Source organism: Telluria antibiotica, assembly GCF_011682055.1.
Taxonomy (GTDB): Bacteria; Pseudomonadota; Gammaproteobacteria; order Burkholderiales; family Burkholderiaceae_D; genus Telluria; species Telluria antibiotica.
Window position 1 is genome coordinate 40,181 of sequence record NZ_JAAQOM010000008.1, and the last position, 21,791, is coordinate 61,971.

26 protein-coding genes are annotated in these 21,791 nt (G+C 63.7%); 21 read left to right on the top strand and 5 right to left on the bottom strand.

The genetic code is table 11. The annotated features are described in order from the left end of the window. Nucleotides 1-222: 222 nt before the first annotated feature. Complete coding sequence (trpS, locus tag HAV22_RS14155; RefSeq protein WP_166859735.1) at nucleotides 223-1,245, top strand: tryptophan--tRNA ligase; 1,023 nt, start codon at nucleotides 223-225, stop codon at nucleotides 1,243-1,245. Between the two features lie 139 nt (nucleotides 1,246-1,384). Further along, on the top strand, nucleotides 1,385-2,434 hold the full coding sequence (locus HAV22_RS14160; protein WP_166859736.1) for a serine endopeptidase: 1,050 nt from the start codon (nucleotides 1,385-1,387) through the stop codon (nucleotides 2,432-2,434). Here HAV22_RS14160 and HAV22_RS14165 read toward each other — a convergent pair. The 4 genes from HAV22_RS14165 to HAV22_RS14180 form a co-directional block, all read right to left on the bottom strand. Beyond that, nucleotides 2,431-2,877: a DUF3597 domain-containing protein gene (locus tag HAV22_RS14165; RefSeq protein WP_166859737.1), complete on the bottom strand. Its 447-nt coding sequence runs from the start codon at nucleotides 2,875-2,877 to the stop codon at nucleotides 2,431-2,433. The two genes, HAV22_RS14160 and HAV22_RS14165, sit on opposite strands and share 4 nt — an antisense overlap. Before the next feature lie 31 nt (nucleotides 2,878-2,908). Then, entirely contained in the window at nucleotides 2,909-3,445 is a 537-nt protein-coding gene (locus HAV22_RS14170) for a hypothetical protein (RefSeq protein WP_229421235.1), read from the bottom strand. Nucleotides 3,446-3,582: 137 nt separating this feature from the next. After that, entirely contained in the window at nucleotides 3,583-4,740 is a 1,158-nt protein-coding gene (locus HAV22_RS14175) for a hypothetical protein (RefSeq protein ID WP_166859738.1), read from the bottom strand. Nucleotides 4,741-4,760: 20 nt separating this feature from the next. Continuing rightward, nucleotides 4,761-5,177: a type 2 periplasmic-binding domain-containing protein gene (locus HAV22_RS14180; protein ID WP_166859739.1), complete on the bottom strand. Its 417-nt coding sequence runs from the start codon at nucleotides 5,175-5,177 to the stop codon at nucleotides 4,761-4,763. A gap of 229 nt (nucleotides 5,178-5,406) precedes the next feature. On the opposite strand from HAV22_RS14180, the gene HAV22_RS14185 reads away from it, so the two are divergent. The 8 genes from HAV22_RS14185 (at nucleotide 5,407) to HAV22_RS14225 (ending at nucleotide 14,491) form a co-directional block, all read left to right on the top strand. Further along, nucleotides 5,407-5,748 carry a DUF1294 domain-containing protein gene (locus tag HAV22_RS14185; protein WP_166859740.1) on the top strand — a complete coding sequence of 114 codons (342 nt, stop codon included), beginning with the start codon at nucleotides 5,407-5,409 and terminating at the stop codon, nucleotides 5,746-5,748. 21 nt (nucleotides 5,749-5,769) lie between these two features. Further along, a complete protein-coding gene (gene ugpQ, locus HAV22_RS14190) occupies nucleotides 5,770-6,522 on the top strand; it encodes a glycerophosphodiester phosphodiesterase (RefSeq protein WP_166859741.1) in 753 nt (250 codons plus the stop codon). Between the two features lie 71 nt (nucleotides 6,523-6,593). Then, the gene (locus tag HAV22_RS31905; protein ID WP_443098490.1) at nucleotides 6,594-7,430 is read left to right on the top strand and encodes a hypothetical protein; all 837 of its coding nucleotides are present in this window, start codon (nucleotides 6,594-6,596) and stop codon (nucleotides 7,428-7,430) included. Between the two features lie 45 nt (nucleotides 7,431-7,475). After that, a complete protein-coding gene (gene alaS, locus HAV22_RS14205; protein WP_166859744.1) occupies nucleotides 7,476-10,091 on the top strand; it encodes an alanine--tRNA ligase in 2,616 nt (871 codons plus the stop codon). A 315-nt stretch (nucleotides 10,092-10,406) separates the two neighbouring features. Further along, complete coding sequence (locus tag HAV22_RS14210) at nucleotides 10,407-10,664, top strand: sulfurtransferase TusA family protein (RefSeq protein ID WP_166859745.1); 258 nt, start codon at nucleotides 10,407-10,409, stop codon at nucleotides 10,662-10,664. Nucleotides 10,665-10,873: 209 nt separating this feature from the next. Then, on the top strand, nucleotides 10,874-11,623 hold the full coding sequence (locus HAV22_RS14215; protein WP_166859746.1) for an electron transfer flavoprotein subunit beta/FixA family protein: 750 nt from the start codon (nucleotides 10,874-10,876) through the stop codon (nucleotides 11,621-11,623). A 15-nt stretch (nucleotides 11,624-11,638) separates the two neighbouring features. Beyond that, nucleotides 11,639-12,571 carry an electron transfer flavoprotein subunit alpha/FixB family protein gene (locus tag HAV22_RS14220; protein WP_166859747.1) on the top strand — a complete coding sequence of 311 codons (933 nt, stop codon included), beginning with the start codon at nucleotides 11,639-11,641 and terminating at the stop codon, nucleotides 12,569-12,571. 129 nt (nucleotides 12,572-12,700) lie between these two features. Beyond that, the gene (locus HAV22_RS14225; RefSeq protein WP_166859748.1) at nucleotides 12,701-14,491 is read left to right on the top strand and encodes an acyl-CoA dehydrogenase; all 1,791 of its coding nucleotides are present in this window, start codon (nucleotides 12,701-12,703) and stop codon (nucleotides 14,489-14,491) included. A gap of 63 nt (nucleotides 14,492-14,554) precedes the next feature. Here HAV22_RS14225 and HAV22_RS14230 read toward each other — a convergent pair whose 3' ends face one another. Further along, on the bottom strand, nucleotides 14,555-14,968 hold the full coding sequence (locus tag HAV22_RS14230; RefSeq protein WP_166859749.1) for an NINE protein: 414 nt from the start codon (nucleotides 14,966-14,968) through the stop codon (nucleotides 14,555-14,557). A gap of 288 nt (nucleotides 14,969-15,256) precedes the next feature. Here HAV22_RS14230 and rpsP point away from each other — a divergent pair, with 288 nt between their 5' ends. From rpsP to HAV22_RS14285, 11 genes are all read left to right on the top strand, one after another. Next, nucleotides 15,257-15,505, top strand: coding sequence for a 30S ribosomal protein S16 (gene rpsP, locus HAV22_RS14235; RefSeq protein ID WP_056440640.1), 249 nt, complete (start codon nucleotides 15,257-15,259; stop codon nucleotides 15,503-15,505). Nucleotides 15,506-15,522: 17 nt separating this feature from the next. Continuing rightward, a complete protein-coding gene (rimM, locus tag HAV22_RS14240; protein ID WP_166859750.1) occupies nucleotides 15,523-16,086 on the top strand; it encodes a ribosome maturation factor RimM in 564 nt (187 codons plus the stop codon). Nucleotides 16,087-16,112: 26 nt separating this feature from the next. Further along, nucleotides 16,113-16,874: a tRNA (guanosine(37)-N1)-methyltransferase TrmD gene (gene trmD, locus HAV22_RS14245; protein ID WP_166859751.1), complete on the top strand. Its 762-nt coding sequence runs from the start codon at nucleotides 16,113-16,115 to the stop codon at nucleotides 16,872-16,874. A gap of 89 nt (nucleotides 16,875-16,963) precedes the next feature. Next, nucleotides 16,964-17,347 (top strand): 50S ribosomal protein L19, encoded by a 384-nt coding sequence (gene rplS / locus HAV22_RS14250; protein ID WP_166859752.1) that lies wholly within the window; start codon nucleotides 16,964-16,966, stop codon nucleotides 17,345-17,347. A gap of 59 nt (nucleotides 17,348-17,406) precedes the next feature. Next, nucleotides 17,407-18,072 (top strand): CoA pyrophosphatase, encoded by a 666-nt coding sequence (locus tag HAV22_RS14255; protein WP_166859753.1) that lies wholly within the window; start codon nucleotides 17,407-17,409, stop codon nucleotides 18,070-18,072. Between the two features lie 78 nt (nucleotides 18,073-18,150). Next, nucleotides 18,151-19,110, top strand: coding sequence for a CobD/CbiB family protein (locus HAV22_RS14260; RefSeq protein WP_166859754.1), 960 nt, complete (start codon nucleotides 18,151-18,153; stop codon nucleotides 19,108-19,110). A 138-nt stretch (nucleotides 19,111-19,248) separates the two neighbouring features. Next, complete coding sequence (locus HAV22_RS14265) at nucleotides 19,249-19,590, top strand: DUF3579 domain-containing protein (protein ID WP_166859755.1); 342 nt, start codon at nucleotides 19,249-19,251, stop codon at nucleotides 19,588-19,590. Nucleotides 19,591-19,669: 79 nt separating this feature from the next. After that, the gene (locus tag HAV22_RS14270) at nucleotides 19,670-20,119 is read left to right on the top strand and encodes a CBS domain-containing protein (protein WP_166859756.1); all 450 of its coding nucleotides are present in this window, start codon (nucleotides 19,670-19,672) and stop codon (nucleotides 20,117-20,119) included. 211 nt (nucleotides 20,120-20,330) lie between these two features. After that, nucleotides 20,331-20,723, top strand: a complete 393-nt coding sequence (locus tag HAV22_RS14275) for a DMP19 family protein (RefSeq protein ID WP_166859757.1) — start codon at nucleotides 20,331-20,333, stop codon at nucleotides 20,721-20,723. A gap of 176 nt (nucleotides 20,724-20,899) precedes the next feature. Next, nucleotides 20,900-21,139: a TfoX/Sxy family protein gene (locus HAV22_RS14280; RefSeq protein ID WP_208296197.1), complete on the top strand. Its 240-nt coding sequence runs from the start codon at nucleotides 20,900-20,902 to the stop codon at nucleotides 21,137-21,139. 107 nt (nucleotides 21,140-21,246) lie between these two features. Then, nucleotides 21,247-21,774: a hypothetical protein gene (locus HAV22_RS14285; RefSeq protein ID WP_166859758.1), complete on the top strand. Its 528-nt coding sequence runs from the start codon at nucleotides 21,247-21,249 to the stop codon at nucleotides 21,772-21,774. Nucleotides 21,775-21,791 lie beyond the last annotated feature (17 nt).

Below are 21,791 nucleotides of genomic sequence, written 5' to 3' on the forward strand. Positions count from 1 at the left end.
TTGGCTTTCGAGCGGTGGCGGTTGACAGCGGCGCGTCAACCTGCAACCATGCCATCCATGAATTTTTCGTATCCACATCCTGTTCTCACCTGGTGGCGCCGCTGATTGCGCGCGGCCAGTGAATTGGATTGGTACTCCGAACGCCGCCTCGATTCCAAGGTGGCGTTTTTGTTGGCGCGGCAGGATCGAGGCAAGGGCGGTTAAATCCCCAAGGAAAACTCGATGAGTCTGCAAACCCCTACCGCTACCACGCCCATCATCCTGACCGGCGACCGTCCGACCGGGCCGCTCCACCTCGGCCACTTCGTCGGCAGCCTGCGCAATCGCGTCACTTACCAGGACGAGTATCGCCAGTTCATCATGCTCGCGGACGCCCAGGCGCTCACGGACAATATGGATGATATTGGTAAGGTACACCGGAACGTGATCGAAGTGGCGCTCGATTACCTTGCCGTAGGGATCGACCCGGCCAAGTCGACGATCCTGATCCAGTCGCAGATTCCGGAACTGGCCGAGCTGACGTTCTACTACCTGAACCTCGTGACCGTCGCCCGCCTCGAGCGCAACCCGACCGTCAAGCAGGAAATCATCATGCGCGGTTTCGAGCGCGACATCCCCGCCGGCTTCCTCACGTATCCCGCCAGCCAGGCCGCCGACATCAGCGCATTCAAGGCGACCATCGTGCCGGTCGGCGAAGACCAGATCCCGATGATCGAGCAGTGCAACGAGATCGTGCGCAAGTTCAACCGCAACGCGGGCCGCGACATCCTCGTCGAGTGCAAGGCCATCGTGCCGGAAGTGGGGCGCCTGCCGGGCATCGACGGCAAGGCCAAGATGAGCAAGTCGCTGGGCAACACGATCAACCTGGGCGCGTCCGCGGACGAGATCCGCGCCGCGGTCAAGATGGTCTACACGGACCCGCTGCACCTGAAGGTCTCGGACCCCGGCCACCTGGAAGGCAACGTCGCGTTCCTGTACCTGGACGCGTTCGACACCGACAAGGCCGGCCTCGCCGAAATGAAGGCGCATTACGTGCGCGGCGGCCTGGGCGACTCCGTCGTCAAGAAGCGCCTCGAAGGCATCCTGCAGGACATGCTGGCCCCGATACGCGCCCGCCGCGAGGAATTGGCCAAGGACAAGGGACAAGTCATGCAGATCCTCAAGGAAGGCACGATGAAAGCGCGCGAAGTGGCGGCCCGCACGACGGACGAGGTGCGCCGCGCCCTGGGCCTGTCGTACTTTTAATTGCTGTACTGCTGATCCGCATCGGGTAGCGAGTTACGCCACGTGAGGTGGCGCAAGGCACCTGTCTTGCGATTTCTTCTGGCCCGGCTCGTGTATCGATGGCAAGCTTTCGCCTTCGTCATCGATGGAGGAGTCGCTCATGGGCAAAGGTTTGCGTTGGACCGAACAATGGATGCGCCGGGCCTTGTGGCTCGTCGCGTTCGTGTTTGCCGGATTCCTGATCGGCCTGGGCAACCAGGTCGTCGACAACATCATCTATCTCGCGCCGGTGCCGGACGCCGAGCACTTCCTCGACCCCGCCAAGGCCGGGCCGCTGCAGGCCGCATCGCGTCAGGCGAAAGAGGCGCGCGAGGAGGCCGATTCGGTGCTCGAACAGGCGCAGCAGAAGCACAGCGTGGCACAGGCCAACACGAAGAGTGCGCGCGAGGCGTTCGACAACTGGATCGCGACGCGGCAAGCAACGGCGCGTCCGGATCAGGACGCAGAGCTGATCGCGCGCAACCGTGAGCTCGACAAGCTCGTGGCGGCGGAACGCACGGCGCTTGCCGCGGTCGAAGTGCAGGAACAGGTGGCGCTCGACGCGAAGCAGGCGCAGGCGAAGGCCGACGCCGCGTACGAGGCGCTGCTGCAGCCGGCCCGGCAGGCTGCGTTCGACGCAGAGCGGCGGGCCGCGCGCAAGGTATTCCTGATCCGCCTCGGCGTCACGTTGCCGCTGTTGCTCGTGGCTGGCGTGCTGTTCAAGTGCAAGCGCAACGGCACGTACTGGCCGTTCACGTGGGGCTTCATTTTCTTTGCGCTGTTCGCGTTCTTCGTCGAGCTCGTGCCGTACCTCCCCAGCTACGGGGGCTACGTGCGGTACGGCGTGGGCATCGTCGTGACGGTCATCGTGGGCCGCTACGCGATCCGCTGGCTGCACGCGTGGCTGGCGCGCCAGAAGGCGGCGGAAGCGCTGCCCGACGCCGAGCGCCGCACGACGATGCGCTACGACGTGGTGATGGAACGCATCGGCAAGGGCGTGTGCCCGTCGTGCGAGCGCGCCACCAACTACAAGGACGAGCAACTGGCCCATTGCCCGCACTGCGGCATCGGCCTGTTCGACCGCTGCCCCGCGTGCAACACGCGCAAGAACGCGTTCACGCGCTATTGCTTCTCGTGCGGGACGCGGGCCAACGTCAGCCTGGCGGATTAGTCCTTCAGGTCGGCCGGCACCTTGCCGCCGTTTTCAGCGAGCTTGTTCATGACCTGGCGGTGCAGCCAGACGTTCATGCTGGCCGAGTCGTTCGTATCGCCCGTGTAGTGCAGTTCGGCGGCCAGTTCCTTGCGCGCCTGCAGGCTGGAATCGAGGCCGAGCAGCTTCAGCAGGTCGACGATCGACGTGCGCCAGTTCAGTTGTTGGCCGGATTGCTGCTGCATGCCGTTCAGGACGGCTTCCACGTCGACCTGCTGCATCGGTGCCGCCGCTGGCGCGGCTTGCGGTTGCTGCGCTGCGGGCTGCGAAGGTGGCTGTGAAGCGGGCGCCGGCGCAGGCTGCGGCGCCCGTTGCTGGGCGCCCGGGGCCGCCTGGCTGCTGTTTTGCGCAGCCCCTTGCGAGGACGGGAAGATCTTGTGGAAGATATTGCTCAGGATACCCATGTCGATTCCTTTCGGTGATTGACGGAAGCGCTCAATGGCGCTGCATGCCTTGCGCCATGTGGCCCAGCGCGATCGCCAGCGCGGCGCCGCCGATGGCCTTGACGAGGGTCGGGTGTTCGGCATAGAAGTCGCCCATGCGTTCGACGACGCCGGGGTTCTGCTGCTCGGCCTTGGCGGCCAGTTCCCGCACCTGGTCCGGCGACACCTGGTTCGCCTGCTCGGGCGTCACGCGGGCCTGCTCGGCGCCCATCAGGTTGCCGAGCGCGCCCCCGGCCACGGACGACAGCACGGACGGGCCGATATTGGCCAGCAACTGGTTCAGCATGCCGGCGCGCTGGTCGGGATTGCTGTTGCTGAACAGATGGCTGACCATCTGCGCGAACGGCGGCGTCTGCTCCGAGCGCAGCGCCTGCGTGACGCCTTGCGCGACGGTGGCGCGCGGCACGGTCTGTGCGACCTGGTCGAAATCGTTCTCGGCCTGGGCCGCGTCGACGTTCGGATTCGATCCGCCCAGGTATTGCTGCAACACGTTGCCCAGATTGCCTAGATTGCCCAGATTGAAACTCATGATGTTCTCCCGCGTCGAGACGTAAAAGGGCAAGCGTAGGCCTTCGCACGGGATTGCTCCGTACGTTCGCTAACGGACCGGGAGAACGGGAGAGGAAGAACGTCCGGCCCGCGGCGCGGCGGGCCGGACGGGCAGGATCAGAACACGCCCTGCAGCGAGACCGACATCAGCTTGGAGTCGCCGAAGAACTTGTAGGCGTAGTGCGAATGGTCTTGCGACACGTCGTACTGTGCCTTCAACGCCATGTCCTTCCTGAAGTCCCAGCGCAGCGACACGTATTGCGTGTTGCGGCCCTCGATCGGTTCGGCCACCGTGCGGTAGCGGGAGAACGTGTACATCGGGGTCCAGTCGCCGAAGCTGTGGCCGACGCCGAGCAGCGCGTACTTGTACACGTTGTTGATGCCCTTGCCCGCATCGATCTGCTCGAAGCGGTCCAGCTCGCTCTTCACGAGCCAGTTCTTGTAGTCGAGGTTGGCGGACAGGCCCATGATGCGGGTGGGCTGGTCCGAATAGATGTCGGTGCGCACGCCGCCCTGGTCCTGCCATACGGAGTCGTTGTGGCGCATCATCATGACGCGGACGTCGACGATGCCATTGTTCAGAGCAACATAGCTGCCGAGAATCTTCTTCCACGACTCATTGGTCTGCGTCGTGTAGTAGATGCGGGTGTCGTACGCGTCGTTCTTCTGCGTGAAGCCGCCCGTCCACGCATGCGCCGTCAGGGCCCAGTCGCTCTGGCCCAGCTGGGCGCGGTACGTGGCGTTGACGCCGTCGTACGCATAGATCGGCCAGCCGTACACGTCCGGCGCCGGACGCACCCATGGGTACGCGTAACCGATGTACAGGTAGTCGCTGTAGTAGTAGAGCGGGATGCGCTGGCGGCCACCCTGGAAGGTCCAGGCCGAATCCTGCGCCGGCTTCCACGTGACGTAGGCCCAGTCGACGGTCGGACGCGAGCCGGCGTTCGGGTTGTACGCGCGGGCGACCAGTTGCACGGTGCCGGACAAGGTGGGGGTGAAGTCCTTGCGCAATTGCACGCCGAGCAGGCTTTCGCGGTCGACTTGCCAGCCTTTCGACTTCTCGTACACGCTGGCGTATTCCCAGCCCTGCATGCTGCACGGGCAATTCCACTGCTGGTAAGTCCACGGCGCGGAACTGTCTTGCGCGGAGCCGCTCAATACCTTGGCGGCCGTGATGTTGTAGAAGCCGGTCAGCTTCAGCGAACCGCTCGCATCCAGGTCGATGGCCTGTGCGAATGCGGGCATGAGCGCAAGCGCGATCAGGGTTTTTTTCATGACATTCTCCTCGATGACGGTCACTGGACTACGTCGACCACTTTGACGCTGTCATCGACTTCCGATTTGTCGATGTAACCGATGGCGTTCGGCGTCTGGCTTACGATTTTCTTGACGTCGGCGGCCGACTTCATTTCCTGCGGGGCTTTGCCGCCCGAAGAAAAGATGATGCGCGACCACATGGCCCTGACTTGGGCAGGGGTCCTCTCCAGCACTTTCTTGCAGAATTCGTTGCGGATCGGCGCACCGTCCGCGTATTCGACCGGCGTCATGCCTGTCGATCCACCGACGAAGAATTGCGCGACCTGGCTGTTCGGCATATGGGCGACCGGATTATTGGGATTGACGATGATCGCGATGTCCGCCCGGGCGGGCATGATGGCGACGACTGCCAGCAGCGCGACGGCGCCCCGGCAGAGACTGGCTTTGATGAACATGGTGACTTCCTTCCCGACGGTCTCGTTTCCGCAGGCGGGATCAACGCGCACAAAAAATATTGCTTACTGTACATTGTTGTTGCACTGCGGTAATTATTATGGTAGAGATGACCGTTGCATCGCACAATGGATTTGTCGCCCAGCCGGCCAAAATACAACAAGTGGCGGGCCGTCTGGCCAAGCTACTTGCCAAGTGGACACTCCCCGCGCCGCCGCGTAAGCTGGCGTCATGGTCTACCTACCACTGTTGCTGTTTATTGCCCTGTATGCCTACGCCGCGCTGGCGCTGGGCCTGCCGTCTGCCGTGGGGTTCGCGTACGCGGTGGCCAGCGTCGCCTGTTTCGCGCTGTACGCGCTCGACAAGGCGGCAGCGCGGCGCGGCGACCGGCGCACGCCCGAACGCCACTTGCTGCTGCTGGGGCTCGCGGGCGGCTGGCCGGGCGCTTTGCTGGCGCAACAATGGCTGCGCCACAAGACCGTCAAGAGGCCGTTCCGGCACCGGTTCTGGCTCTCGGTCGGGGTCAATCTCGCCGGGCTCTGCTGGCTGGCCCGTGCGCTGGCGCCCGCCTGATCACTTTTACGAGGAGTCACCATGTGGCCTTATCCCAGGATCCTGGCGCACCGCGGCGGCGGCACGCTGGCGCCGGAAAACACGCTGGCCGGCGTGCGGCGCGGCATGGAAGCGGGATTCCGCGCCATCGAATTCGACGCCATGCTGGCGCGCGACGGCGTGCCCGTCGTCCTGCACGACCCGACACTGGGCCGCACGGTCGCCGGCCGCGGATCGGTGGCGGACATCGATGCGCTCGACCTCGCCGCGCGCGATGCCGGTTCCTGGTTCGGGCCCGACTACGCGGGTGAGCCGGTACCGCTGTTCGCCGAATTCGCGCAGTACTGCAAGGCGCACGGCGTGTGGATGAACATCGAGATCAAGCCCGTGCCCGGCCATGACGTGCAGACGGGGACCGTCGTCGCGCGGCTGGCGGCGGCGCTGTTCGCCGACGAGATCCGCGCGGGCCGGGTCGAGAGGGTGCCGCTGCTGTCCTCGTTCAGCGAGGCGGCGCTGCAGGCGGCGAGGGACGCCGCGCCGGCCGTGCCACGCGCCTGGCTGACGTCGTCGATTCCACCGGACTGGGAGCGCCGCGCGCGGGCGCTGGACGCCGTCGCCATCCACACGGACCACAAGCGGCTGACAGCGGCGGCGGCTGCGCAGGTGAAAGCCGCCGGCTTCGGCCTGTTCTGCTACACCGTCAACGCGCCGGCCCGCGCGCGCGAGTTGTTCGGCTGGGGCGTGGACGGGTTGTGCACGGATCGGATCGACCTCATCCCGCCAGACTTTTGCTAAAAAACAAAATTTCGAGCTCAAGAATTGTAATGTGTTGTCGTTAATGACATTCGACTCCCGGTTACGGTCTCATGTCACTGGCGATCAACAATAATTTCCTGTCCCTGAACGCCCAGCGCAAGCTGGGCATCGTCGACACGATCACGGGCGGCGGCTTCAGCTACGAAGGCGGCTACGTCGCGTCGCGCTACCTGCACGGCAGGCTGAAGGCGATGGGCGTCGACGGCGGCATGAAGGGCCTCATGACGTACCGGCATGCTCACCAGGCCGCCAATCTGGATACGGCGCTGAACGCCGTCACGGGCGGGCAGTACCAGGACACCGCCGATTTCATGGCGGATTTCGCGGCCAATGGCGCGAGCTTCATCGGGAACATGAACCTGACGAACGCGGACACGGGCGCGATCGGCGGCCTCGACGTGGACGGCGGCCCGACGCGCGACGCGCGGGGCGTCGTTCCCCCGTCCGGCTCCGGTACGCCGGCCCAGCCGCTGCGCAACTTCAAGGTCGCGTATCCGGATATCGGCGCCGGGGACGCGCCCAAGCGTCGGGTGCAGATCCAGGTCGGGGCGGGGGCCGGCGACCTCGTCGACATGGAGTTCGGGGCCATGAACGCGAGCGCGCTGGGCGTCGCGGACCTGGACCTGCACAAGCCCTCGGTGGCGCTGATGCGCATCGACGATGCGCTCGCGTCCGTCACCGCGCAGCCGCATCGAGGACGTCGACTATGCCGGGGCCGCGGTCCGGCTGACGCGCGCCCAGATCCTGCAGCAGGCGGCATCGGCCATGCTGAGCCAGGCCAATGGGGAGCCTCGGGCCGTGCTCGCACTGTTGCGCTGAATCGGCATTGTCGTTTTTGTCATGCCGTATTTGGCCGATACGATTTACCGCCGACACCTACGCTATAATCGTTTTTCTTTATATAGCAAGCTGCCTAAATCCGCCCCTACGACATGAAATCCACCGAAATTCGCGAAAAGTTTCTCAAGTTCTTTGAGTCCAAAGGCCACACGATCGTCCGCTCCAGCCCGCTCGTGCCGGGCAACGACCCGACGATGTTGTTGACCAACAGCGGCATGGTGCAGTTCAAGGACGTGTTCCTGGGCCTGGATACGCGTCCGTACAAGCGCGCCACCACCGTGCAGCGCTGCGTGCGCGCCGGCGGCAAGCACAATGACCTGGAGAACGTCGGCTACACGGCGCGTCACCACACGTTCTTCGAAATGCTGGGCAACTTCAGCTTCGGCGACTATTTCAAGCGCGACGCCATCCACTTTGCCTGGGAACTGCTGACCAAGGTCTACAACCTGCCGGCGGAAAAGCTGACGATCACCGTCTACTTCGAAGACGACGAAGCCTACGGCATCTGGGCCAACGAGATCGGTGTGCCGACGGAGCGCATCATCCGCATCGGCGACAACAAGGGCGCGCGCTACGCATCGGACAACTTCTGGCAGATGGCCGACACGGGCCCGTGCGGTCCGTGCACGGAAATCTTCTACGACCACGGTCCGGACATCTGGGGCGGCCCTCCGGGATCAAAGGAAGAAGACGGCGACCGCTTCATCGAGATCTGGAACCTCGTGTTCATGCAGTTCAACCGCGATGAACAGGGTGTGCTGACCCCGCTGCCGAAGCCGTCGATCGACACCGGCATGGGCCTCGAGCGCCTGGCCGCCGTGCTGCAGCACGTGCACTCGAACTACGAGATCGACCTGTTCCAGAATTTGATCCGCGCCGCCGCCCGCGAGACGGGCGCGACGGACCTCGCGAACAATTCGCTGAAAGTGATCGCCGACCATATTCGCGCGGCGAGCTTCATGATCGTCGACGGCATCATCCCGAGCAGCGAAGGCCACGGCTACGTCCTGCGCCGCATCATCCGCCGCGCGCTGCGTCACGGTCACAAGCTGGGCCAGACGAAGCCGTTCTTCTACAAGCTCGTCGACGACCTGGACATCGAGATGGGCGCCGCGTATCCGGAACTGCACGAGGCGAAACAGCGCGTCATGCAGACCTTGAAGGCGGAGGAAGAGCGCTTCGGCGAGACCCTCGAGCACGGCATGAAGATCCTGGAAGCGCAGCTCGCGAAAGATCCGGAAAACCTGGACGGCGCCACCGCGTTCACCCTGTACGACACCTACGGCTTCCCGCTGGACCTGACGGCCGATATCTGCCGTGAGCGCGGCGTCAAGCTGGACGAGGAAGGTTTCGCTGCCGCGATGGAGCAGCAGAAGAAAACCGCCCGCGCAGCCGGCAAGTTCAAGATGGCCGCCAACGTCGAATACTCGGGCGAGAAGACGACGTTCGTCGGCTACGACGCCCTCGCACACAACAGCCGCGTGCTCGCGCTGTACGCGGGCGGCGCGCCCGTGCAGGAGCTCAAGGCCGGCCAGGACGGCATCGTCGTGCTGGACACCACGCCGTTCTACGCCGAATCCGGCGGCCAGGTGGGCGACAAGGGCTTGCTGAAATCGGCGGGCGGCGTGTTCGAAGTGGAAGACACGCTGAAGATCCAGGCCGAGGTGTTCGGCCACCACGGCGTGCTGCAGTCGGGCTCGCTGAAAGTGGGCGACCTGGTCGACGCGCAAGTCGATGAAGTCAAGCGCGCGCGCACGATCCGCAACCACTCGGCCACGCACCTGATGCACAAGGCGCTGCGCGAAGTGCTGGGCGGCCACGTCCAGCAGAAGGGCTCGCTGGTCGACCCGGACAAGACCCGCTTCGACTTCAGCCACAACGCGCCGCTGACGGCCGAGGAAATCGCCAAGGTCGAGCAGATCGTCAACGCCGAGATCCTGCAGAACCACGCAACGCAGGCGCACCACATGTCGATGGACGACGCGATCAAGCATGGCGCGATGGCCCTGTTCGGCGAGAAATACGGCGATACGGTCCGCGTGCTGGACATCGGTTCGTCGAAAGAGCTGTGCGGCGGCGTGCACGTGACCCGCACGGGTGACATCGGCCTGTTCAAGATCGTGTCCGAATCGGGCGTGGCCGCCGGCATCCGCCGCGTCGAAGCCGTCACGGGCGAGGGCGCGCTGGCGCTGGTGCAATCGATCAATCGCAAGCTGAACGAAGCGGCCGGCGCACTGAAGACGAGCCCGGACGAGCTGCCGTCGCGTATTTCCCAGGTGCAGGAGCAGGTCAAGTCGCTCGAGAAGGAAATCGCGGCGCTGAAGTCGAAACTGGCCGCGGGGCAGGGCGATGAGCTGGTGACGCAGGCCATCGACGTGAACGGCATCAAGGTGCTGGCCGCCACGATGGAAGGCGCCGACGTCGCGGGCCTCCGCGAGACGATGGACAAGCTGAAGGACAAGCTCAAGACCGCGGCCATCGTGCTGGCGTCGGTGGCGGACGGCAAGGTCAGCCTGATCGCCGGCGTCACGGCGGACGCCACGGGCAAGGTCAAGGCGGGCGATCTCGTCAACTTCGTCGCCAAGCAGGTGGGCGGCAAGGGTGGCGGCCGTCCGGACATGGCCCAGGCCGGCGGCACGGATCCTGCCGCGCTGCCGCAGGCGCTGGCCGGCGTCGCTGGCTGGGTCGGCGAGCGCGTGTCCGCGTAACCAGCGCCGCCTGCGTCACGGTAGCGTGGGCGGATTTTCCGCCCACGCGCTCAACAAGAGCACGAATCGAGCGAAGTTTGAGCTGGGTCAAGGGTAGGTCATGTTGAATGCATGGCGCATCAAGTCCAGGGCTCGATGACAAGCGGTCCACGGGTCATCCCTTTCTTCCGGTCATGCGTTGCGCATCTCTGTCCGCCTGTCAAGTAATTGCCGTTGTTACATCGCAACACCGATACCAAATTTTGGTGCGGCGCGTCATAATGGGGTAATTGGAGTACTATGGGGTCACGTGCCCTACCAACCAGCAGGCAATCGATGAGCGAAACCATGATCGACACCGGCACCATCGAGGTCCACAAGGACCTGGATGCGCGTGGCTTGAACTGCCCCTTGCCGATTCTTAAAGCCAAGAAGGCGCTTGCCGAACTGGCGAGCGGCGAGGTATTGCGCATCGTCGCTACCGATACCGGTTCGGTACGCGATTTCCAGGCATTTGCCAAGCAGACCGGCAATGCCCTGCTGGCACATACCCATATCAACGGCGAATTCACGTTCTGGCTCCGCCGTAAGTAACGCCGCTTTCCACCGACGGCCCGGTTCTCCGGGCAACCCATAGCCTGTCCTTCAGGGAACCCCAACACGCACAAGAGATTACGATTAGGGCATTTCCTCTAGCCGAAAAACGCACGATCGTGCTTTAATTCTGACCTGAACGACATTTGCTTTTATAATTCGGATCATTTTTAGTCTTTAGTCTTCACTCCATTTTCCAAAGGCCCAATATGAAAGTCCTGGTACCCGTCAAACGCGTGGTCGACTACAACGTCAAGGTCCGCGTCAAGTCCGACGGCAGTGGCGTCGATATCGCCAACGTCAAAATGTCGATGAACCCGTTCGACGAGATCGCGGTGGAAGAAGCCACGCGCCTGAAGGAAGCCGGCAAGGTGACCGAGATCGTTGCCGTGACGTGCGGCGTGGCGCAGGCCCAGGAAACCCTGCGTACCGCGATGGCGATCGGCGCCGACCGCGGCGTGCTGGTCGAGACCGGTCCGGAAATCGAGCCGCTGGGCGTCGCCAAAGTGCTGAAAGCGCTGGCCGTCGAAGAACAGCCGCAGCTGATCATCCTGGGCAAGCAGGCGATCGACGACGATTCCAACCAGACGGGCCAGATGCTGGCCGCGCTGCTGGGCTGGCCGCAAGCGACGTTCGCGTCGAAGGTCGTGCTGGAAGACGGCAAGGTCACCGTGACCCGCGAAGTGGACGGCGGCCTGGAAACCGTGCAACTGACGCTGCCGGCCATCGTCACCACCGACCTGCGCCTGAACGAGCCGCGCTACGTCACGCTGCCGAACATCATGAAGGCAAAGAAAAAGCCGCTGACGACCGTCAAGCCGGAAGACCTCGGTGTCGACGTCGCGCCGCGCCTGAAGACCGTCAAGGTCGCCGAGCCGGCCAAGCGTTCGGCCGGCGTCAAGGTGCCCGACGTGGCGACCCTGGTTGCGAAGCTGCGCACCGAAGCTAAAGTCATCTAATAAGGAATTTCATCCATGGTCGCACTCGTCATTGCTGAACACGACAACGCCCACCTGAAGGCTGTCACCCTGAACACCGTCACCGCGGCCGCGCAATGCGGCGGTGACGTCCACATCCTCGTCGCCGGCAACGGTTGCGGCGCCGTCGCGGAAGCGGCCGCCAAGGTCGCCGGCGTGTCGAAGGTGCTGGTCGCCGACGCGGCGCAATTCGCCGACGGCCTCGCCGAGAACGTCGCCGAGCAGATCCTGGCCGTCGCCGGTAACTACTCGCACATCCTGGCTCCGGCTTCCGCCTTCGGCAAGAACGTGCTGCCGCGCGTGGCCGCCAAGCTTGACGTCGCACAGATCTCGGAAATCACCAAGGTCGATGCGCCCGACACGTTCGAGCGCCCGATCTACGCCGGCAACGCCATCGCCACCGTGCAGTCGACGGACAAGGTGAAGGTCATCACCGTGCGCGGCACCGGCTTCGACGCCGCCGCCGCCGAAGGTGGCTCGGCCGCCGTCGAGACGGTCGCTGCCGTCGCGGACTCCGGTAAGTCGGCTTTCGTGGGCCGCGAAGTGGCCAAGTCGGACCGTCCGGAACTGACGGGCGCCAAGGTTGTTGTTTCCGGTGGCCGCGGCATGGGCTCGGGCGACAACTTCAAGATCCTGGAACCGCTGGCCGACAAGCTGGGTGCCGCCATGGGCGCATCGCGCGCCGCCGTCGACGCCGGCTACGTGCCGAACGACTGGCAGGTCGGCCAGACGGGCAAGATCGTCGCGCCGCAGCTGTACATCGCCGTCGGTATCTCCGGCGCGATCCAGCACCTGGCCGGCATGAAGGATTCGAAGACCATCGTCGCCATCAACAAGGATCCGGAAGCGCCGATCTTCTCGGTGGCCGACTACGGCATCGTCGGCGACCTGTTCGAGGTCGTCCCGGCCCTGGTCAAGGAACTGGGCTGATCCACTCCCGCGAAGGCGGGAACCCGAGTCTGTAGCGTCTTACCGGCGTTTGCCGTTGCTGGCTGTGGGTTCCCGCCTTTTTTGCGACTTGAGATTGACGTTTACGTAAAGAGAAACTAGGAGACCGCGGTGAGCTACAACGCCCCCCTGAAAGACATGCTGTTCGTGATGAACGAACTGGCCAATCTGTCCGAGATCAACCAGTTGCCCGGCTGCGAAGACGCGACCCCCGACACCGTCGAGGCCGTGCTGGAAGAAAACGCGAAATTCTGCGGCGAAGTCATCGCCCCGCTGAACCACCCGGGCGACAAGGAGCCGAGCCACTGGCACGACGGCCAGGTCACGACGTCGAAAGGTTTCAAGGAAGCGTTCCGCAGCTTCGCGGACGCCGGCTGGCAAGGCGTGCAGCACCCGGCCGAATTCGGCGGCCAGGGCTTGCCGAAGCTCGTCGCCACGCCGTGCATCGAGATGCTGAATGCGTCGAACATCGCGTTCGCACTCGTCGGCCTGCTGACGGACGGCGCCATCGAGGCGCTGCTGACGGCCGGCACCGACGAGCAGAAGACGCGCTTCATCGAGCCGCTGATCTCCGGCAAGTGGACGGGCACGATGAACCTGACGGAGCCGCAAGCCGGTTCCGACCTCGCCGCCGTGCGCACGCGCGCCGTGCCGCAGGGCGACGGTACGTACAAGATCTTCGGCACCAAGATCTTCATCACGTACGGCGAGCACGACATGGCGGAGAACATCATCCACCTCGTCCTCGCGCGCACGCCGGACGCGCCCGCGGGTGTGAAGGGCATCTCGCTGTTCATCGTGCCGAAGTTCCACGTGAACGCCGACGGCTCGCTGGGCGAGCGCAACGACGTGCACTGCGTCTCCATCGAACACAAATTGGGGATCAAGGCCAGCCCAACTGCAGTCCTGCAGTTCGGCGACCATGGCGGCGCGACCGGCACGCTCGTTGGCGAAGAGAACCGCGGCCTCGAATACATGTTCATCATGATGAATGCCGCGCGCTTCGGCGTCGGCATGCAGGGCGTCGGCCTCGCCGAGCGCGCCTACCAGCAGGCCGTCGCGTTCGCGAAGGAGCGCGTGCAGTCGCGCGCCGTCGAAGGTTCCAGCGGCCCCGTGGCCATCATCAACCACCCGGACGTGCGCCGCATGCTGATGTCGATGCGCGCCCAGACGGAAGCGGCGCGTGCGCTGGCGTACGTCGGCGCCGGCTTGTCCGACCTGGCGCACAGCCATCCGGACGAGGCGACGCGCAAGGCCAACCTGGCCTTGTACGAATACCTCGTGCCGGTGATCAAGGGCTGGTCGACGGAGATGAGCGAGAACGTCGCGCGCGACGGCGTGCAGGTGCATGGTGGCATGGGCTTCATCGAGGAGACGGGCGCCGCGCAGCACTACCGCGACGCCAAGATCCTGACGATCTACGAAGGCACGACGGCGATCCAGGCGAACGACCTCGTGGGCCGCAAGACGGTGCGCGACGGTGGCGCCGTGGCGAAGGCCATCCTGGCGCAAGTCCGTGCGACGGAAGCGCAACTGGCCGACGCGCAGGACGCGGATTTTGCGGCGATCCGTACGCAGTTGGTCGCGGGCAGCGCGGCGCTGGAAGCGGTCGTCGACTACGTCGTGGCGAACACGAAGGGCGACCCGCGCGCCGTGTTCGCGGGTAGCGTCGTGTACCTGAAGCTGGCCGGCATCGTGCTGGGCGGCTGGCAGATGGCGCGCGCGGCCCTCGTGGCCCGCAACAAGTTGGCCGCCGGCGATGGCGACGCGGCGTTCTACCGCGCCAAGATCGCGACGGCACGCTTCTTTGCCGACCACATCCTGTCGCAGGCGGACGGGCTGCGCCACGCGATCGTGGACGGCAGCGCGGGCGTGCTGGCGCTGGGCGTCGACCAGTTCTAAGCAGTACTTGTCTGTGCAAAAAAAACGCGGCCTGCGGGCCGCTTTTTTCATGGCGTGGCGGGATCAGCCGTAGGCACCGCCCGTGTACAGCAGGTCGAACAGGCGCGAGATCGCGGCGATGAGCACCGTCGCACCCACCAGCATCGTGAGCACGACGAGCAGGATCACGAACCAGTGTGACGCGGACTGCCGTCCCGAGCCGGCGTTGTAGCGGGCATCCCACTTCTCGTCCGGCGTGAGGCCGATGACGAGCGCTTCGACGTAGCCGGCGATGCACGACACGATGATCGGCAGCAGCACCCAGAACGGATTCGGCGCGTGCCCGAGCCCGTACACGAGGCCGGCCACGGGAACACTGCAGACGTGCAGCAGGCCGATGCGGTCGACGCTGCCCTTGAGGTAGAAACGGTGCGCGCCGATGCCGCCGAGCAGGAAGGCGAGGGTGGTGGCGAGAGTCTTGTTCTTGTGCTGCGACATCGCGTTCTTGTTGAAAGGAAAGCCAGCAGTATCGTCCAAAACGGTGTGTGTGGCACGCGCTTTCGCGACCTGGGTGACCGCTGGGGCAAATGTACCGGCGCAATGCGCGATTCCGCAGGGAGAACGGGGTCGCGCAGTGGCGGAGTGGCCCGAAATCGGCGATAATCTTGGATTCGGCCGGAACGGCGCGCCCAGCGTTCTTGGTTTTTATGTAAACGCTTGCTGATGCGAGGTAGAGCGCGCTATAATCGTCGGCTTTCTCCGTCCAGCTCAATTTTTGGAAATATTATGGTCGTTATTCGTTTAGCTCGTGGTGGTGCCAAGAAGCGCCCGTTCTACAACATCGTTGCAACCGACTCGCGCAATCGCCGCGACGGCCGTTTCATCGAGCGTATCGGTTACTACAACCCGATGGCTTCGGGCAAAGAAGTCGGCCTGAACATCACCGCTGACCGCCTGTCGTACTGGCAAGGCGTTGGCGCACAACTGTCCCCGACCGTTGCTCGCCTGATCTCGTCGCAAAAGGCTGCTGCCTAATTCGAGGTTGTGAAGGTTTGACTGATTCGGCAGCACATCCGGGCGCGACCGCGCCTGACGACCTGATCCAGGTCGGCCACATCACCGGCGCCTACGGGATCCGGGGTGGCATCCGCGTCGCACCGTATTCGATGGATGCGGATGCGCTGCTGAACATCAAAACCTGGTGGCTCGACAAGCCGTCGCTGCGTCCCGTCCAGGTGCGGAACGCGAAGTACCACAGCGGCGACGTGACGGCCACGCTGGTCGACGTGATCGACCGTGAAGGTGCCGAGGCGCTCAAGGGTGCCACGGTGCAGGTGTCGCGGGCGGACTTTCCGGCACTGCCGGAAGACGAGTATTACTGGACCGACCTGATCGGCTTGGAAACGGTGAACCTGCAGGGCGAAGCGCTCGGCAAGGTGACCGACATGATGCACAATGGCGCGCAGTCCATCCTGCGGATCACGCCCGTGCCCGATCCGAACGCCGCTCCCGACGTGAAAGCGCCGGAGCGGCTGGTGCCGTTCGTGGACCAGTACGTCAAGACGGTCGACCTGCAAGCCAGACTGATTACCCTGGACTGGGGTCTGGATTATTGATCCCGTCCGCCTGAAGCGAGGTCCCGATGCAGTTTGACGTCGTGAGCTTGTTTCCCGAAATGTTTGCCGCATTGACGCAGTCGGGCGTGACCCGGCGCGCGCACGAGCAGGGCTTGTGGAATTTGTCGATCTGGAATCCGCGCGATTTCACGACCGACCGCCACCGCACCGTGGACGATCGCCCGTATGGCGGCGGCCCCGGCATGGTGATGCTGGCCAAGCCCCTCGAGGCGACGATCAACGCGGCGAAGCAGCGCCAGGTCGACATGGGGCTGTCGGCGCCCAGAGTCGTATTCATGTCGCCGCAAGGCAAGCCGCTGACGCATGCGCGCGTGATGGACTTGAAGGACGAGCCCGGTCTCGTCGTGCTGTGCGGCCGCTACGAAGCGGTCGACCAGCGCCTGCTGGACCGCGTGGTCGACGAGGAAATTTCCCTTGGCGACTTCGTGCTGTCCGGCGGGGAGTTGCCCGCGATGGCGTTGATGGATGCCGTGGTGCGGCATCTGCCCGGTGTGCTGGGCGATGACGCGTCCGCCGTCGAAGACAGTTTTGTCAACGGCTTGCTGGATTCGCCGCATTACACGCGTCCGGAAGTCTATGAAGGCGTGGCCGTGCCGCCCGTGCTGATGGGTGGCAACCACGCCGAGATCATGAAGTGGCGTCGCCAGCGCATGCTGGAGGCGACCGCGAAGAAGCGGCCCGATCTGCTGGACAAGGCGCGCAGCGCCGGTCTGCTGACGAAGGCCGACGAGCAGTTTCTCGCAACCCTGCAAAAGGTCGCGGAATAAAGGCGGGCACCGCATTGGTACCCGCGTGTTTAACCCCATCCTCTACCGGGCATCGAACGCGCCGGCAAGATGGTATAAGGAGTCTACAAATGGATCTGATCCAGCAACTCGAGCAAGAAGAGATTGCGCGCCTCGGCCGCAACATCCCTGATTTCGCACCGGGCGACACCGTTGTCGTCAACGTCAACGTCGTCGAAGGCAACCGCAAGCGCGCCCAGGCATACGAAGGCGTCGTCATCTCGCGTCGTAACCGCGGCCTGAACTCGAACTTCATCGTTCGCAAGATCTCGTCGGGCGAAGGCGTGGAGCGTACGTTCCAGCTGTACTCGCCGCTGATCGCTTCGATCGAAGTCAAGCGTCGCGGTGACGTGCGTCGTGCGAAGCTGTACTACCTGCGCGAGCGTTCGGGCAAATCGGCACGTATCAAAGAGAAACTGCCGAACCGCAAAGCTGCTACCGCTGCTGCAAAGTAATAGCAATTGCGATAGGGAAAAGGCATCCATGCGGATGCCTTTTTCTTTTGGAGAGAGCCTTGGCAAAACTGCACATCGATCCCAAGCGCCTGCCCGTCGACGCGATCGCCGGCGAGCCCGCGCTGCCGGCCGAGCGCCTGGACGCCGCCTGGCTGCGCGCGCGCCTCGCCCATCCGCCGCTGTGGGAGCCGGAACTGCCCGAGGACTTGCGCCAGCGCTTTCCCGAGCTGCGCCGTGCAGCCGTCCTGATCCCCATCGTGCGCCGTGCGGACGGCCTGACTGTGCTGTTGACCCAGCGTACCGAACACCTCACCAACCATGCAGGCCAGGTCAGCTTTCCCGGCGGCCGCGCCGAAGAGTTCGATTCCTCACCGATCGAAACCGCGCTGCGCGAAACGGAGGAGGAGATCGGCCTCACGCGCCGCCACGTCGAGATCATCGGCGTGCTGCCCGACCACGTCACGGCGTCCGCCTATATCGTGACTCCGGTCGTGGGCCTCGTCGCGCCGCCGTTCGACCTCACGGCCGAATCGAACGAAGTGGCCGACATCTTCGAAGTGCCGTTGCGGTTCCTGATGGACGGCACGAACCACCAGCGCATGTCGTTCGACCTGCCCGACGGCGCCGGCCGGCGCAGCTTTTACGCGATGCCGTACGAACGCTTCTTCATCTGGGGCGCGACGGCGGGTATGCTGCGGAACCTCTTCCACTTGCTGCGCGCCTGATCAGGGAATGGACTCGCGCCGGTCTCTGCGCTATCGTAGCGGGCAATGAAGTAGGGCAACAACGACAAAGGACCGTGCATGACTTTTTTCTCCATTCTGTGCGCGCTGCTGATCGAACAGCTGAAGCCGCTGCGCGCGGATAACCAGATCTACGCCGAGATCAAGCGCCTCGCCATGCGCATCGAGGGCTGGTGCAATGCGGGCCAGGCGAGCCATGGCCGGCTGGGCTGGTTCCTGATGATGGCCGCGCTGATGCTGCCGACGGCCGTGATCTACGGCGTCCTGGACCATTACCAGTTCGTGTTTGCCAAGTTCGCCTGGAACGTGCTGATCGTCTACCTGACGCTCGGTTTCCGCCACTATAGCCATTACTTCACGTCGATCCAGTTCGCCCTCAACGCGGGCGACGAGGCCACGGCCCGCACCCTGCTCGCCGAGTGGACGAAGCTGGACACGGTCGGCATGGACGCCACCGAGATCGCCCGCATCGCCGTCGAAAAATCCCTGATCACGACACACCGCAACGTGTTCGGCGTGTTCTTCTGGTTCCTGATGCCCCTTGGCCCCGCTTGTGCCGTCATGTACCGCGTGTCGGAATACCTCGCGCGCGCGTGGAACGAGCCGGACCACATGCGCAATGAGGCGTTCGGCCAATTCGCCGCCCGCGCGTTCTACTGGATCGACTGGATTCCCGTGCGCCTGACGGCGATCGCGTTCGCCGTCGTCGGCAATTTCGAGGACGCGATCTATGCGTGGCGCAATTTCGCCAGCCGGTGGACGGACGAATCGAAAGGCATCATCCTCGCCGCGGGCGGTGGCGCCATGGGCGTGCGCTTGGGCACGCCGGCCGAGACGGCGCCGCGCGTCCTGCCTGCGGACGCGGCGATCGTCGACCTGTCCGCCGGCGAGGACGACATGCTCCCCGGCGACGAGCCGAACGTGCGCGCACTGCAAAGCACGGTCGGCCTGGTCTGGCGCGCGCTGCTATTATGGATGCTGCTCCTGCTGCTGCTGTCTGGCGCTGTCCTGCTCGGCTGATTGCTTTCGCGGCGTGCCGGTCTGGGTGGCCGGCATGAGTGCCAGCAACGGCTGGTACGAAGGGCTCGTCCGCAAGTCTTCTATAAGATATAATAGTCGGGTTGTTCTCATCCACGCCTTTGTTTCAGAAGCCGCACTATGGCCGACTCACCGCAAACCGGGAAAGGCGCCGACGAATTCTTCATTCTCGGCGTGACAAGTAAGGGCAGGCAATTCCGCCCGAGTGACTGGGCCGAGCGTCTGTGCGGCGTCATGTCGTGCTTCCGGCCGGCGGGCAGCGGCGGTCCGAACGCCCACCTGAAATTCTCCCCTTACGTGCACCCGACCGTCGTCAACGGCGTCAAGGCCGTCGTCGTAAACAACGCCCTCAAAAGCATCGAACCGCTCGCTTACCACTTCGTGTGCAATTTCGCCAAGGACAACGACCTGCAAGTCGTCGAAGCCTGTTTCGTCCCGCCCGCCGAAGAAAAGAAAGCCTGATCGCCGCGCGGGTTTGATTTGTCCCCGACCTGCGACTATGCTCCAAGGATAGCGTAAGCATCTGACGTTGGAGCAGGCCATGGAAGTCGGAAAACTCTGTACGGTCGACATCATCTGCTGCGCGCGCGACGAAAGCGTGCAGGGTGCGGCCTTCCTCATGCGCAAACACCACGTGGGCGACATCGTCGTCGTCGACGACACCGACAGCCAACGCACGCCGGCCGGCATCGTTACGGACCGGGACATCGTCGTGTCCGTCGTCGCCCTCGGCCTCGACCCGAACGGGCTGCAGGTCGGCGACATCATGACGGACGACCTGCTCACCGCCGACGAGCACGACGACGTCAACGTCATCATCGAACGCATGCGCCTGCGCGGCATCCGCCGCGTGCCCGTCGTGGGCGAGGGCGGGCGCCTCGTCGGCATCGTCAGCGCGGACGACCTGCTCGGCTTCCTGGCCGAGGAGATGGAGGACCTGGCTCGCATCAGTCCCTATCAGCAGCAGCACGAGCGGCGTACGCGGCAGTGATTGTGGAGCACTCATCGAGCGCGCGACGACGAGTCGGGGCACCAGGGCCTCTTCACTCTGTGGCTTGTCCTCGAAGCAACATCGTCGTACACTGACCTGTTCGACGGAGCTGCCTGTCATGACACTTGGAGAGCTTTCCTCGGTGGCAACATACTATCCTGAGCCGAACGGCCGGGTTCGCCCAACAGCGGAGGTAACCTAGAGGAATTTTATGTATGAGCTAACGCTTGCCGATAAGGTGTGGAATCGCGCCTGTATGGGGCCGGAATACGCTTCAATGCCCGGAGACTCGGCTTTGGAAGCAATGATTCACTTTCACAGCATAGCGATGAATGGGGGTGCGCTTCACGCAATCGGGTGCTGGTCATCCGACGAGCTGGAAGCTATCAAGAACGGCTATAGATACTTCGGTATTGAAGAGATCTCTGAACTGATTGCTACTGCACAAGCTGCGCTTCAGAACGGCGTACATGAAGAGGTTCTTGAGGAGACGCTAGATCGCGAATATGCGGCAAGCGTACCTGACGATGCAACGTTGGCTCAGGCCTTCGAAGCTCACTACGAGTCGAATCCTGAAAGCTACGCGCCGTTCGCTCAGGATTGAGATTAGGCCATCGTCTCTCAAGGGTCGGCTGCGGCCGGTCGTGACAGTTCGAGATTTTTGTGGATCGGCAACCTGCTATGCTTGACGCGAACGGCCGAGGTCAGCCAGGACCAGTCGGTCATGCGGCACCTGAACTAACCGATCTGAGCGACTGCCGAGATATGCGAATACAGGACATGATGGGCTTGGGGCCGAAATCAGCAGAAATGCTCGCTCATGCCGGTATCGCTACGGTAGACGACCTAAGGAATGCGGGTTCGATCGGTGCCTTCGTCGCGGTGAAAAAAACGGGCCAGCCCGCAAGCCTGAATCTTTTATGGGCCCTTGAAGGAGCGCTCACAAATCAACCTTGGAAAGAGGTAGCCAAACGAGAGCGAACACGCTTGCTTCTTGCTCTCGACCTGGTGGAACGCTGAGGCCATCAGAACACATGAGTGAACGGCAGCTTCGGGTCGACTGTTGCCGTACACAGAACGGCCGAGACCGGCTAGGAGCGGCCATTCGCGTTAAGGAAAGGTCATCAATGTCCCTGATTCGTCCGCTGCTACTGTGTGTACTATCCGTCATCCCTGGCGCAAGCTGGGCGTGTCGTGTCCCTCCCGCCGAACAGCTCGTCAATCCTGATGTTCAAATAGCGCAGGCCAATGACATCGTGCTAGCGAAAGTAATCAGCGCGGCGCCGCGATTCGAGAATGGTGGAGAGATCGATTACCAGTTCCTTGTCGTAAAACGATTGGCGGGACATGGCGAGCAGCTGTTTTCTTTGTCGGGTCGCGCGCCCGGACGCAGCCGCGACACCACGTTTGACCAACACCAGGACGAAGCTTTCTGGCGGAGAGGCGGAGGACGCGTGATGAACGACGTCGATTGCGTCATACACCCTGATTTCGTCGTCGGAAAAACGTACCTTGTGTTCCGGGATCGCCCGATGACATGGCGGAGTTTTGAGGAAATTGACACGGTGGATGATCGCTCGCCAGATCACGACAAATGGTTCGCCTACGTACAAGCCCACGTTCGCCGAGATAGGGACCGGGACCCGCAACGTTAAGGGGACGTCCGGTATGG

Bases quoted from the DNA above. Each gene is read 5' to 3' on its own strand.
- trmD (WP_166859751.1), top strand. From the start codon at position 16,113: ATGCAGTTTGACGTCGTGAGCTTGTTTCCCGAAATGTTTGCCGCATTG.
- HAV22_RS14265 (WP_166859755.1), top strand. From the start codon at position 19,249: ATGGCCGACTCACCGCAAACCGGGAAAGGCGCCGACGAATTCTTCATT.
- HAV22_RS14270 (WP_166859756.1), top strand. From the start codon at position 19,670: ATGGAAGTCGGAAAACTCTGTACGGTCGACATCATCTGCTGCGCGCGC.
- HAV22_RS14160 (WP_166859736.1), top strand. From the start codon at position 1,385: ATGGGCAAAGGTTTGCGTTGGACCGAACAATGGATGCGCCGGGCCTTG.
- HAV22_RS14165 (WP_166859737.1), bottom strand. From the start codon at position 2,877: ATGGGTATCCTGAGCAATATCTTCCACAAGATCTTCCCGTCCTCGCAA.
- rplS (WP_166859752.1), top strand. From the start codon at position 16,964: ATGGATCTGATCCAGCAACTCGAGCAAGAAGAGATTGCGCGCCTCGGC.
- HAV22_RS14210 (WP_166859745.1), top strand. From the start codon at position 10,407: ATGAGCGAAACCATGATCGACACCGGCACCATCGAGGTCCACAAGGAC.
- HAV22_RS31905 (WP_443098490.1), top strand. From the start codon at position 6,594: ATGTCACTGGCGATCAACAATAATTTCCTGTCCCTGAACGCCCAGCGC.
- alaS (WP_166859744.1), top strand. From the start codon at position 7,476: ATGAAATCCACCGAAATTCGCGAAAAGTTTCTCAAGTTCTTTGAGTCC.
- rpsP (WP_056440640.1), top strand. From the start codon at position 15,257: ATGGTCGTTATTCGTTTAGCTCGTGGTGGTGCCAAGAAGCGCCCGTTC.
- HAV22_RS14185 (WP_166859740.1), top strand. From the start codon at position 5,407: ATGGTCTACCTACCACTGTTGCTGTTTATTGCCCTGTATGCCTACGCC.
- HAV22_RS14215 (WP_166859746.1), top strand. From the start codon at position 10,874: ATGAAAGTCCTGGTACCCGTCAAACGCGTGGTCGACTACAACGTCAAG.
- HAV22_RS14285 (WP_166859758.1), top strand. From the start codon at position 21,247: ATGTCCCTGATTCGTCCGCTGCTACTGTGTGTACTATCCGTCATCCCT.
- HAV22_RS14280 (WP_208296197.1), top strand. From the start codon at position 20,900: ATGATGGGCTTGGGGCCGAAATCAGCAGAAATGCTCGCTCATGCCGGT.
- HAV22_RS14230 (WP_166859749.1), bottom strand. From the start codon at position 14,968: ATGTCGCAGCACAAGAACAAGACTCTCGCCACCACCCTCGCCTTCCTG.
- HAV22_RS14220 (WP_166859747.1), top strand. From the start codon at position 11,639: ATGGTCGCACTCGTCATTGCTGAACACGACAACGCCCACCTGAAGGCT.
- HAV22_RS14175 (WP_166859738.1), bottom strand. From the start codon at position 4,740: ATGAAAAAAACCCTGATCGCGCTTGCGCTCATGCCCGCATTCGCACAG.
- HAV22_RS14275 (WP_166859757.1), top strand. From the start codon at position 20,331: ATGTATGAGCTAACGCTTGCCGATAAGGTGTGGAATCGCGCCTGTATG.
- HAV22_RS14180 (WP_166859739.1), bottom strand. From the start codon at position 5,177: ATGTTCATCAAAGCCAGTCTCTGCCGGGGCGCCGTCGCGCTGCTGGCA.
- trpS (WP_166859735.1), top strand. From the start codon at position 223: ATGAGTCTGCAAACCCCTACCGCTACCACGCCCATCATCCTGACCGGC.
- ugpQ (WP_166859741.1), top strand. From the start codon at position 5,770: ATGTGGCCTTATCCCAGGATCCTGGCGCACCGCGGCGGCGGCACGCTG.
- HAV22_RS14170 (WP_229421235.1), bottom strand. From the start codon at position 3,445: ATGAGTTTCAATCTGGGCAATCTAGGCAATCTGGGCAACGTGTTGCAG.
- HAV22_RS14260 (WP_166859754.1), top strand. From the start codon at position 18,151: ATGACTTTTTTCTCCATTCTGTGCGCGCTGCTGATCGAACAGCTGAAG.